Source organism: Bacillus clarus (genome assembly GCF_000746925.1).
Classification (GTDB): domain Bacteria; phylum Bacillota; class Bacilli; order Bacillales; family Bacillaceae_G; genus Bacillus_A; species Bacillus_A clarus.
In genome coordinates this window covers 3,303,200-3,315,142 of the sequence record NZ_JMQC01000008.1, presented here as the reverse complement: position 1 = coordinate 3,315,142, position 11,943 = coordinate 3,303,200, and the positions used below count along the sequence as shown (strand labels likewise).

Annotated in this window: 8 protein-coding genes and 2 pseudogenes; 2 read left to right on the top strand and 8 right to left on the bottom strand. The window is 32.6% G+C overall.

Features of this window, described 5'->3' with window-relative positions:
* Positions 1–48: 48 nt before the first annotated feature.
* Together DJ93_RS17815 and DJ93_RS17810 are read right to left on the bottom strand one after the other, a co-directional pair.
* Positions 49–462 (bottom strand): annotated as a pseudogene (locus DJ93_RS17815) (transposase); the annotation flags it as partial.
* Between the two features lie 604 nt (positions 463–1,066).
* Positions 1,067–1,852 (bottom strand): enoyl-CoA hydratase/isomerase family protein, encoded by a 786-nt coding sequence (locus DJ93_RS17810; protein WP_042982283.1) that lies wholly within the window; start codon positions 1,850–1,852, stop codon positions 1,067–1,069.
* 559 nt (positions 1,853–2,411) lie between these two features.
* Between DJ93_RS17810 and DJ93_RS17805 the strand changes: the two are divergent.
* Positions 2,412–2,912 (top strand): annotated as a pseudogene (locus DJ93_RS17805) (Rpn family recombination-promoting nuclease/putative transposase); the annotation flags it as partial.
* Between the two features lie 652 nt (positions 2,913–3,564).
* On the opposite strand, the gene DJ93_RS17800 reads toward DJ93_RS17805, so the two are convergent.
* The 5 genes from DJ93_RS17800 to DJ93_RS17780 all read right to left on the bottom strand — a co-directional run bounded on the left by DJ93_RS17800 (position 3,565) and on the right by DJ93_RS17780 (position 8,835).
* Positions 3,565–4,233 (bottom strand): M3 family metallopeptidase, encoded by a 669-nt coding sequence (locus tag DJ93_RS17800; protein WP_259300236.1) that lies wholly within the window; start codon positions 4,231–4,233, stop codon positions 3,565–3,567.
* Positions 4,234–4,824: 591 nt separating this feature from the next.
* A complete protein-coding gene (locus tag DJ93_RS17795; RefSeq protein WP_042982281.1) occupies positions 4,825–5,085 on the bottom strand; it encodes a hypothetical protein in 261 nt (86 codons plus the stop codon).
* A gap of 16 nt (positions 5,086–5,101) precedes the next feature.
* The gene (locus DJ93_RS17790; RefSeq protein ID WP_042982280.1) at positions 5,102–6,871 is read right to left on the bottom strand and encodes an amidohydrolase; all 1,770 of its coding nucleotides are present in this window, start codon (positions 6,869–6,871) and stop codon (positions 5,102–5,104) included.
* Between the two features lie 84 nt (positions 6,872–6,955).
* Positions 6,956–7,774, bottom strand: coding sequence for a MerR family transcriptional regulator (locus DJ93_RS17785; protein ID WP_042982279.1), 819 nt, complete (start codon positions 7,772–7,774; stop codon positions 6,956–6,958).
* 83 nt (positions 7,775–7,857) lie between these two features.
* Positions 7,858–8,835, bottom strand: a complete 978-nt coding sequence (locus DJ93_RS17780) for an agmatine deiminase family protein (protein WP_042982278.1) — start codon at positions 8,833–8,835, stop codon at positions 7,858–7,860.
* A gap of 699 nt (positions 8,836–9,534) precedes the next feature.
* On the opposite strand from DJ93_RS17780, the gene DJ93_RS17775 reads away from it, so the two are divergent.
* On the top strand, positions 9,535–10,311 hold the full coding sequence (locus DJ93_RS17775; RefSeq protein ID WP_042982277.1) for a DUF2628 domain-containing protein: 777 nt from the start codon (positions 9,535–9,537) through the stop codon (positions 10,309–10,311).
* Between the two features lie 256 nt (positions 10,312–10,567).
* Here the strand turns inward: DJ93_RS17775 and DJ93_RS17770 are convergent, their stop codons facing one another.
* Positions 10,568–11,500 (bottom strand): bestrophin family protein, encoded by a 933-nt coding sequence (locus DJ93_RS17770; protein WP_042982276.1) that lies wholly within the window; start codon positions 11,498–11,500, stop codon positions 10,568–10,570.
* Between the last annotated feature and the right edge of the window lie 443 nt (positions 11,501–11,943).

The following is an 11,943-nucleotide window of genomic DNA, read 5'->3' as shown; positions in this document are numbered from 1 at the left end:
AGGAGAACTGAATACAAATTTAAAAACGATTCTTTAGATTCATAGGGATCGTTTTTTTTGTTGTTCTTTTGTTAGTCGATGAACAATCACACGAGTTGGTACTTTATTAGTCATTCCTACATAAGCGTCGGATATTTCGCATGTTTGTCCTGGTTGAAGTGAGTTCATTAACGTCTCCATACCTATCTGTATATACGCTGTACCTTTCTTAATTCTTCCGTCTTGAAAATAATCAGGGTTGGGATTTTTTTGATAAATACGTGTATTCGACTTGATACGAGAGATATAGTAGGCCTCTTTATCTTGTATATATTGAATGTCTTTTAAATGAAAATAACCTAAATCTCGGATACATAAATCATTCGCTGTCACAGTTGGGACACACAGAAAACCATAGGTTCGATCATGTTATTTACCTGGGCCTGTATGAATATGTAGGAACTGTCCACTTAATAGATCATACCTTTACAAACACTCGTTCACTTTTTAGGACGGTTCCTATGTAAAAAGTAAAACTAAGTTTACATCTTTTTATAATTTGTAAAACACATCGTTAAGTATCCAAATAAAAACCCAGTGATATCATGCACACGTACTGATATCACTGGGTTTTATGAGTTTAACGTTTTGTATGTTTTGTAAAACTCATTTTTAATTTACAAATATTAAACACGTTCTAAAAGGTGTACCTTTTGAAACGCACCAAGGACTTCTTGCGTTTTTAGATATGCGAAAATAAAAAGTATTCGGAAAGTCATACCTTTATGAACATAAATAGCCCCCTTCCACGACTTGTGAAAGGAGTCAGTATACTTTGAAAGGGTATTTCCATTTTAATACATCATAAGATTGATATTGCATATTTGGAATAAATTTCAATTGAAAGTTATTCGAAAATATTGACTTTAGTATAAAGAAAACAACCTCGTTATGAACAAAGATTGATCATAACGAGGTCATTTTTTAATATTGATAGGTTTATTTTTATAAAAAAGTTTAATTATTTTGGTCTACGTTCTTACACAAAAGCAATCTTTAGGTTGATACAAATGATGGGTTCGATTAACTATCTTTCTCTAAATGATGGTTGAGTCTTTTCTAAAAATGATTTAGTTCCTTCTCTGAAGTCCTCTGTAGACGCTATCAAACCAAAATAATCTGCACCGAGAAGCGCGGACTCTTCTAAAGTTAGATTACACCCCCGATGAATTGCCTCCCAAGTCATTTTTACTGCGATAGGAGCCTGAGACAGAATTTCTAGGATAAGAGTTTCTGCTTCTGATAGTAACTTATCGGGTTCAACAATCCGATTTACCAGTCCTATTCTATAAGCTTCGTCTGCGCTTATAGCGTTTCCGGTGAGCAACAGTTCTGCAGCACGTCCTTTACCAATAAGTCTGGGAAGTCTCGTAGTTCCTCCAAAACCGGCAACAGCTCCAATACGGACTTCAGGATGTCCTAATTTAGCATGATTAGCAGAAACACGGAGCGCACAGGATTCAGCTAACTCTAGCCCGCCTCCCAGTGCGAAGCCGTTAATAGCAGCAACAACCACTTTTCCCAATGACTCGATTTTATTAGTAACCGTAACAGCTAGCTGAGCTAAATCTCTTACTTCCAGAGGAGTGCCTTTATTGAGAAATCGAATGTCTGCCCCTGCAGAAAATGCCTTTTTCCCGGCGCCGGTAATTATCACTGCCTTTACACTTGAATCAGTTTTAACCCTGTCCAAGATGGATGAAAGTTTTTCAAGTACATCTTTGTTTAATGCATTTAGTGCTTCCGGCCTGTTTAGAGTAATTCTTGCGATTCCATTTTCTTCAGTGTAGAGAACGACATCTTTAATTAACATCTTATTCCCTCCTATAGTTCATTGTATCAACAAAAGCTTGCCATTCTTGTTCCCGCTAATCACTCATAAATAAATATATAACCAGAATATCCCGACTAATACAAAAAAACAATGTTTTTTATTCATCTATAAAAAGGTAACACGAATATTATGGTGACAGGAACTACGCACCTCGGAAACTTCTAACTTGTAATTTAGCGTTGTTACAATCACTTGTTTTCACGTCAAAATTCAAAGTTTCACATCTTCTATTAAAACGTCGCGACTTTATTTCAAAACCACAGATATCTTTTGGTTTTATTTTGACGTAAATTATTCCCTAAAGTTACACGTTTAAATCTATTGGTAAATACTAGGGTTCCAAAAACTTTACTTTTTGGGACGTTCAAAAATAGAAAAGTTGGATTTATAATTATCAAAAATGATGGTTTTTGATAATTATAAAGTGAACAAAATTTAATCCTTATAAATCGCTTAACTACGTTATCAAAACTATTATCAAAATCAAATTAACTTTAACTACCCTTTATGATAAAATTTTCTTGTAAAGGTTAGGTGATTTCATGAATTCATACATTTATGGAATAGCAAAAAACAGCAGATACTAAGTGATGATATTGAAATCCATTTTGTTGAAATTCCAAAATTGGTCAAACAATGGCATGAAGAAAAAGTAAATCCATGGGAAAATGTATTTGTTCGTTGGATGTTATTACTACCAGCACATGAAGATGAACATTTAACTCAAACATTGGAGGAGATTGCGATGAATCAAGATCCAATTTTACAAAAAGCAATGAATAAATGGGAAAATATGAGCCATGACTCCTCATTCCGAACAGCTTATGAAGCTCGTGAAAAGTTACTTTTAGATGAACAAGCCAAGTTGGCACACGCTCGTGAAGAAGGATTAGAGGAAGGTTTAGAAAAAGGGATTCAAACAGGAAGAAAAGAAGGAATTGAAGAAGGAAAAATCCAATTAATCCGTGGTATGCATAAGAATGGTATGCCATTAGAAGATATTGCAAAATTCACAGGTCTTACTACGGAAGAAATATGAAAATTATTATTATAATTACATGGCATTACAAAAGCTTTGCGGAAAATCTCGCAAAGCTTTTTATATGTAATCATCTTGCTTGATATCCTTGTGAAATTTACGATACAGTCCACGTTTCTTCAGCTCTTTTCTTAGTGAGGCTTCATTACAATCTAATTGTAAAGCTATCTGCCTATAATTCCACCTTTGTTCTTTGCGTAACACCGTGGCTTGCTCACATAGAGGATCCCATTTCTTTCGTGCATTCTCTTGTAGGGGTACGGCAACGATTCTTTACTTTTGGAGCCATTCAAGAAAAATGTACTTTATGGCGTACTGCCACATGCCTATCAACCTAACAGAACAGATTGCCCCAAAAACGATAAAAATGAACTTCGGTGCTATAAAAACACAAAATTTTCGTTTAGGGGGTACTTCAAAACCTTAGCTTGATAGCAATGGGGTCTCGCCAACAAAACGCGAATTTCGTACGCTAAGGAATTTTTCAGTTAAAGAACTTGGGTCTACTGTGTGTTAAGAAGGTTCCATAAACGATTTTTAATGTTTGTTTGGTACTTTGTTTTTGGTAATGAGTTTTAGAACTGGTTTGTTAGTTACGTTAAAAATAAATAAAGTCCCATAAACGGTCGTTTATAGGACTATCTGATTAAACTTAACTATTTGAAAGGTGAATATATTCTTCCATATCCTTAATAATTTTATCAACAGATTGCTGCCAAAATTCCGGGCTAGAAAGATCAATATTAAAGTAGTCGTATACTAATTCTTCAACTGGCCTTTTTCCAGTTTCACTTAAGAACCTTTTAAATTTCGTATAAAATTCACTACCCTCCTGTTTTGCAATTGCTAACAGACCTAAACTTAATAGATAACCAAAAGTATAAGGATAATTATAAAAAGGAATGGTAGGTTCATAAAAATGCCCATATTTCATCCAAACAAAAGGTTGATACTGTTCTAAGCTATCACCATAGGCTCTTTTCTGAGATTCGATTGATAATTCCTCTATCTGAATAGGACTTAATGGGCCATCTTTACTTTTTTCATAGAAAAGTTGCTCAAATATAAATGATCCTCGAACTGCCATCAAATAATTTAAGCTACTTTGTATTTTATAGTTAAGTAAAGATTGTTTAATTTCTAAATCATTCGTAACTGTAATTAAATGATCAACAAAAATTAATTCAAATAAAATAGATGAACACTCTGCGATACTCATTGGAAAACGTTCTTCTAAAAAGGAAATTGAAGGAACATCTTTTAATTGTTTGAAATGCCATGCATGTCCTAGTTCATGTGCTAGTATCCTTGCACTCTCTATCGTTCCGTCGTATCGTAAAGAAATTCTAGATTCTCCTTCTTAGATTTATAGTAACTAATCATATAAATTATATAATTAGTAGACAGACGAAACACTTTTAATATACGCAGAGCATCTGCGCAAGAACAACATTACATAAAAGCTGTAATAGCTTATAACAGCTTGTTAACCATATAAAGTCAGGATTTATGCTTCTTTTATTTTAAAAATAGGCTTTGTTAAAGCACAATGTTGTTAATCTCAATTAACCTATTATGAGTGATACTTACAGGCTCAACCTTGCTTTTCAACCTATGATTGAAACATTTCTTGACGATATTCATCAATATTCTTACTTAGAACTAATGCTTTTCTCAAAATCATTGACTCCAATCCCTTCCAACTTTTATCAAATTTGTATAATCTATAACAGCTACAAAATCTGTATAAAATTAGCACAAGTATTCATCTTCTATTAGAAATCAACATTATTCTTTAACATAGCTTAAAAATAAAAAGAGAGCATTTGATCTTGCTCTCTTTTTTAGCTCGTTAATAAAAAATTATTTTTCTTTTCTTTGTGTAAGTAACAATAAATGATCTAATCTACTTTTAATATAATTGTCTAATTGCTTCCCAATAAGAGTATACAGCTAATTTAGCTTGCTCTTCTGAAGTAAACTGTTCAATATTTGGTAAAAAACTTCTTCCTTTATATTGAAATAACTTTTCTTTTCTAAATGCTTCTTTTTCATATTCTGCAATTTCTCTATGCAATAGATATTGGTCGTTTCCGACATGCTCAATTAAATAGTTGGACGGCTTAATCATTTTATCTTTAAAGAGTCTTAGATTCGCTTGCATCAATTTCATAAGCTATTCCTTTCACCTATTTCTTTTTGTAGTAAACTACTTCTCCTTGCAAAACTGTCATTAAAACTTTTGCATCTGGAATCTTATCCTTACTCATTTCAGTTATATTCTCATCAAGTACTACCATATCAGCAGATTTACCCACTTCAATAGAACCAGTTATATTATCAAGTCCTAATGATTTGGCAGGCTTAATTGTATAAGCATCAATAGCTGCGTATACATCAGGTAAACCTTTTTCACCAATGCTTAGTGAATTCGAAATAGTGACAAGTGGATTCAGTTCATTTACATCCCAATCGCTACTAAGCGATACATTTGCTCCTGTTTTCCAAATTCGTCCTAACGGCATAATTCGTTTCATCTGTTGATCTGAAAAATACATACTTGCCCAGCTTTGCTTAGGATCTTCTGCAAAATCATGGCCTACCTGAAAATCAGCGCTAATACCTAAATCAGCAAAACGGTTAATATCACTATCTTCTACCATTTCCACGTGAGTGAGGGTATATGGATGAGTTGCCCCATCGTTCTTTGCTGCTTCAATCGCATTTAAGCTCTCTCTTGCCCCACCGTCTCCAATCGTATGAATCAGTGCACCGTAACCAATTTTATCGAGTTCGGTCAACCACCATTTCATTTTTTGTTCTGGAATATAGTTCAAACCATATGGAGTTCCTTTAAACCACTCAAATTTATATTTTTCCAGTGTTTTAGCTGTGCTGTTGATGCTAATTCCATCACTATACATTTTCACTTGATTAATCAGCATTCGAGAAGATGAATCATCACGCTTAATTTTTTTGAAATACTCAATTTGTTCTGCTTCATTTAAATTTGGATACACCCACGGACGAAGTACTACTCGTGATGTTAACTTTTTCTCATCATAAACTTTATTCCAGACATCTAACCAACCTCGTTTCCAATATAGACGTCCATCACCAACTGTAGTAATACCATTCTTCGCAACCTCATCTAAGCCATCCAACAAACCTTCGTAATTTTTTTCAAACAGATTTGGTTGTGAACTCCATGCTTTTTCCATCACAATATCACCAGCTGAATCATAAAGAATACCAAAAGGCTCCCCTGTTTCCGGATCCCGAATAATTCTTCCCCCCTGTGGATCTTTCGTCTCTTTATTCATTCCAGCCGACTCCATTGCTTTCGAGTTAACCCATACAGAATGAGAGGTTCTTTCCATAATTACTACAGGATTATTAGGAAACAGCTCATCAAGGAGTTGTAATGGCGTTTGCTCTTCTGATTTTTTGTCCATATCTTTTAACAAACTTTCCAAACTAAATCCTGATCCGCTTATCCATTCCCCTTCTTTTAAATCTTTTTGGCAAGCCTTTAAATGCGAACGTTGGTCTTGTAATGAAGCATCTGGTGACACACTACAATTCCCTGCCGCTGGTGATTTTGCTTCAAATATATGATTATGATTGTCCACAAAACCGGGAAGGACGGAACGCCCTTGTAAATCTATGACTTTCGTATCTTTATCTATAAATTCTTCTACATCCTTGTTGGAACCAACGAATGTAATTTTACTATCTTTAATGGCTACAGCTTCTGCCATATCTTGTTTTTGATTAGAAGTATAAATTGCGCCATTTTTAAATACTACATTGTCTGGCAAGTGGCTAGGAAGGACAGTACTGTTTTGCTTGGCTTTGCTTTGCTTGGCTGCTCCTACTTTAGGAGTGCATGCTGAAATCAATATCATATTAAAAATCAGACAAATGGCCATCATTGCTTTCTTCGGAATTTTCCTCATATTTTTACTCCTTATATTAAGATAAACTGCTTTTGAAAATAGAATAAACGTTAACATAGTGTCAATGTCAAATCATTATTGTTGTTACTTTTTAATAACCGAATAACAAATTTGCGTCACATAATCCTCTACTGGGCAATCGCATTCAGGACCCTTTAAATAGACTTCACATGGCGTGGCATCTATCAAATATCCATTGCTTTCAATCCATTTTTCTAGTGCCATATAACCGTAACCTATATCGTCATAACTCCCATGATGCAAGGTAGTAACAATTTGTTGCTGAGCTAGCTTTTTTATCTCCCATTCCCGTGATACATTTCCAGTGTTCTCATAAATAATTGGAATCCTTAATTCAATATCACTGTGGTTCGGAATATACTCTTCATCATAGAAAATGGCGGATGGAGAACCTACTATTTGAAAATTGTTCACTTGTACTTTTTCATATAAGGAATCAAAATGTTCATCCATATCATTAATATCGATTTGTAATCTTTGCGTTATGACAGTTATTTCACTTCTCATTCCAATTAATATATCGTAGTGTCTACGTTGGATTGAAATGAAATCTGTGTTCCTATTTATCATTTCACTCATTTCGGAAATAACCTGTAAATGTTGTCTCACTTCATGAGACAACTCCATAATTTGCGATTTCATATGTTTGATAAGTGAATTTGGATCTGATGACTGAAGAATTATTTTGATTTTCGAGAGAGGAAATCTGTACTCTCTTAGTTTCTTGATTTGTAATGCCACTTCGAATTGACCCTGTTCATAATACCTATATCCATTTATGGGATTAACATATGCTGGTTTTAGTATTTCCTCTTGGTCGTAATGTCTCAACATCCGAGTACTCATTTTACAAATTCGAGAAAATTCAGTAATTGTATACATTTAAATACTCCTTGAGTAACTTTATTTACTACGTCTTTTATAAGCTTATATAATACCTTTCACAGGGAATTTGCAAACAGACATCATTTCCAATTAAAAAAATTCGAAATGGAGAATTCATCCTCCCGACTTTTCATTCTTTTAAATTTTTGAGGTAACAAATGAATGGGACAATACCACGTTAAGCAATTAATTGCGCCTCCCATTGTCGATATATCTCCTACATGAACTGGAATCGCATGTTTATCAGTATGTTTTTGGATGTATTGTAAGACTTCCTGATCTTTAGATAATCCAAACCTAGGAACATAGAGTGCATCTTTTGTTTCTAACAGGTTTATATATAAACCTTTGGCTGATGCTATCTCTTGATCATATTGCCCTTTCTCTGTATAGGAAGAAGGAACAACTACAAATTCAGCTTCTGGCATCTGTTCTTGAATAATTTCTTGAATGCTATGCCTAAATTCGTAATCTCCTAGAAAGTCACTGATAAACATTGTATGTTCATCAATAAATTTAACCATACCATCCGCATGTGCAAGTACATCTCCCGGCTCAGCAGGAATGATAATAACACGACTGACATCTAAATCCCATTCCAGTTGCTTTATAATTTCTTTTTCTGTCCAATCATAATTATCGTCAAGTATACGATCCGTTAGTATAATTGTATCTTTTTTATTCCAAATGAGATTACCGCCATCTAATATCAATGGAGAAGTAATATATTCAAAGTCATTTTTCTTCAGCCATTTATTGAATTGTTGATTTAAATATCGACTTTGACTTTCAGGTAAGTACTCTGGTTGGTATTTAAATTTAACGAGGTGATTTGTTACAACTGGTGCAACGTCTCTCAACCAAATGTCATCATACTCAAAAAAGTTTGTATCAAAGTCTTGCTCTTCCACAGTTAAAGATATAAGTTGATCGGTAAATGATTTATTTTCATTTAGGTTCTCATTAAAATAAATAAGATCTTCATAAAATGGTCGATAATATTGATTCGATTTATTTGGTATTGCAGTAAAAATAATTCCATTGTGTATTTGATTCATATTGTTTACCTCACTATTTTAAGGGTTATTGAGTAACTGATTGAACAAGTCATTGTCAAGATAAAGTGAAACTTTAATCAGTGGGGGGATTCATCCCTCAATGATTATTAGTTCTCACCAATCGGACTTTTACGAGCAGCCCGACCTTCACCTAATTTCTTTGCTTTTGCCGAATTTTGAGATGGGGTTCTTACTGCCAGCAAATAGCTGGATACATACAACTATTCCTCAATTCAATTCTCTTATGATTTTACATTTTAGAAACGTGCACATTTCATGAGTGGATTATAGCACGGAGAAATATTATATATTTATATAAAAAATATAAAGCCGTGGTTAAGCGGTAAATTCGCTCTTGACAAGATTTAAAAACCAAGAAATTATCGATATAAATTCAACTTTTAAAATGAATTACATAATAAAGAAGTTACACCCTCGTAATAGTGTTTTGGAATTTAATTGGTTATTTGTTATTAGTAAATTGCGTAATAGTGACCTTTAGATAAATCTCAAGTAGTTAATATTAAATTATATCAAAAAGGAAGAATTATTTTCCCTCAAAATACTTTAGAGAAAAATGATAAATACCAAAATTAAATTTATAAAAATACATAACATAATGAAGAAGTATGAAAAACAAAATTGTCGGTTTACTTTCACTTTCTAATTATATGCAAACAGTACTGAGAGGAATTTTTGATGAAAATAACTAATTTAGATGGAGAAGATACATCATTTCCAGCACTACTTAAAATTGTCCAAAATAATGAATCTTATTATGACTTTAAATGGAGAAAAGTTAAAGATCCAGCAAAAGAAAATACTTGGAATTGGATATCCTTCTTCTTCTCATTATTTTGGATAGCATATCGGAAAATGTATAAACTTTTCTTTTTCTTGGGACTATTACAAATTCCATGGTTTATTATTTTCCATCTAATAGATATCCCAACTTGGGTAGATATAATCTTGTATTTAGAATTTTGTTTCGTTATAGGGTGGAACGGTAATCGTTGGTATTTTAAACATACTGTACAAGTTCTAAGGAAAGTGAAGAGTTTACCTCAAACCCAACAAGATTTGTATTTACGAGCAAAAGGTGGCACTCACATTGGAATTATGCTATGCCTCAATCTATTTTTATTTTCATTTCTTTACATTATGGACATAAAATTAGCATATTTACCAACCCAAACAAATGTGAAAAATGTTGTACGTTGGAGTGAAGAAGGAGAGACATTAGAATCCTTTACTACTAACTCAAAATGGAAGTATATAAAAAAAGAAGGAAAACATTATGTAGTTGAATTTACAGGTTATGATAATAGTGAAAAAGAACATGTACAAATAGTTTTCTATATATATTTAGGAAAACAAAATTATGAATGGCACCATGTTTACATTAATAATAAAAAGTTAAACAAACACGATGAAGAAGAGTATAAGAAAGAAATTGAAGAAATTTCGTGGTATTAACGTAAAACAGTTCACTATTATATAACTCTGGAGATAAAAATATCATATGTATTTTTTTAGTACTGCTAATTACATGGTAATTATCTATCATTAAACTGAAGCTATGATATAAAGAAAAGTCCGTGTGTGTTTTATTAAATGTATTTCTACTTTTGAATTCATTTATGAAGAGAATATAAAAAGAGTTCTAAATGAATAGAACTCTTTTTGTTAATGATATGAATAAATAATTTAAAAAGTCTCATGAAATATGCAATTAGATGATTTTTTTATGAGAATTTAAAGCTGACGACTCTAATAGATTATTTTGATTGTATAAGTGTAATAAATGAGTTTCCACTCCTATACAAATCCCTTCTAGTGGAAGGTCATTTGGATCATGACCGAATGGATCTTCGATTTCCACTCCTATCGCTTCAATCCCTATAAATGCAAAACTAATAAATGTAGTTGCAAGCACTGTAAACCATCCTAGACTATCAACAAGACCAATTGGTAAAGTCCCACAAAAAATGATAAGTAAACTTTTAATATGGGCGAAATATGCAAAAGGAATAGGGGTTGCTTTGATACGGTCACATCCACCAATAGCAGTAAGCAGATTATTCAAATCAGCTTCCATATTAATTATTATATTTGGGTGAAGTTGACCAGATTTCAACCCTTTTGATAGGATAGTTTTTAACATAAAAACAATCGTAATCGGTAAATAGCTTGACTCCATCAATATCTCTTTTTCCTTATCAGAACATAATTCAAACAAATCTTTTACTTCAGATAAATCTTTTTCATCTCTCAAATGTTGTTTAGCCAATTTTGGAAAAGCAATTAATAGATGTAAAAATTTCAGCGTCTCCTGATCTGTATTTTTCCCTTTAGAATCCCAGTGACCTAAAAAACTCACCGCCAAATTCCTAGTAGAGCCACCAATAGCGCCAAATAACTTTCTTCCTTCCCAGTACCTATCATAGGCCGTATTCGTCCGAAATACTAACAGTAAACCTAAAGCCCCACCAACAATAACCCATGGAGTTTGATTTATATTTATTTCTACATAATAGTGATTAATTATAACCATACCTATTGAAACACATATATATAATAAAATTTGAGGGGAAATATCCCTTATAATTGTTCCTTTTAACGTAAATACTCGATGCAAACTATCTTGATTGTTGTAATGAACCATATTTTACATAAACCTCTTTCTTTATTAATTTATTTATATTTTTTTACGGTAATCAAATTCAACATAATACCAGCTGGATATTATTTGAAAATACAATACCTAACCTTATTTTACTTAGAGGGGTTAAAAAAACTTTTGTATGAAAAAACAAACCTGAGCTTTACCATCATCTAATTGCAAACTCTTAAATTTATTAGGGAGTACTGTTGCTGGTCAATCCCATGTTAATCCTTCCATTTTCGATATATTACCTGTGTCAACTTGAATAAACTTTTTATCTGTATGCTTTTGAATATATTCTAAGACCATTTGATCTTTACATGACCCAAATCGAGTAACATCGAAACCTTCATTTTTCTTTAATATATTTTTATATAGGTTTTTAGCTGATTTTAGTTCACTTGATTGTTTTATAGTACGTGTATTCTCTGTATTAAAAATTA

Excerpts from the sequence above, each read along its gene's own strand:
- DJ93_RS17810 (WP_042982283.1), bottom strand. The coding sequence starts at position 1,852 with ATGTTAATTAAAGATGTCGTTCTCTACACTGAAGAAAATGGAATCGCA.
- DJ93_RS17790 (WP_042982280.1), bottom strand. The coding sequence starts at position 6,871 with ATGAGGAAAATTCCGAAGAAAGCAATGATGGCCATTTGTCTGATTTTT.
- DJ93_RS17785 (WP_042982279.1), bottom strand. The coding sequence starts at position 7,774 with ATGTATACAATTACTGAATTTTCTCGAATTTGTAAAATGAGTACTCGG.
- DJ93_RS17795 (WP_042982281.1), bottom strand. The coding sequence starts at position 5,085 with ATGAAATTGATGCAAGCGAATCTAAGACTCTTTAAAGATAAAATGATT.
- DJ93_RS17775 (WP_042982277.1), top strand. The coding sequence starts at position 9,535 with ATGAAAATAACTAATTTAGATGGAGAAGATACATCATTTCCAGCACTA.
- DJ93_RS17770 (WP_042982276.1), bottom strand. The coding sequence starts at position 11,500 with ATGGTTCATTACAACAATCAAGATAGTTTGCATCGAGTATTTACGTTA.
- DJ93_RS17780 (WP_042982278.1), bottom strand. The coding sequence starts at position 8,835 with ATGAATCAAATACACAATGGAATTATTTTTACTGCAATACCAAATAAA.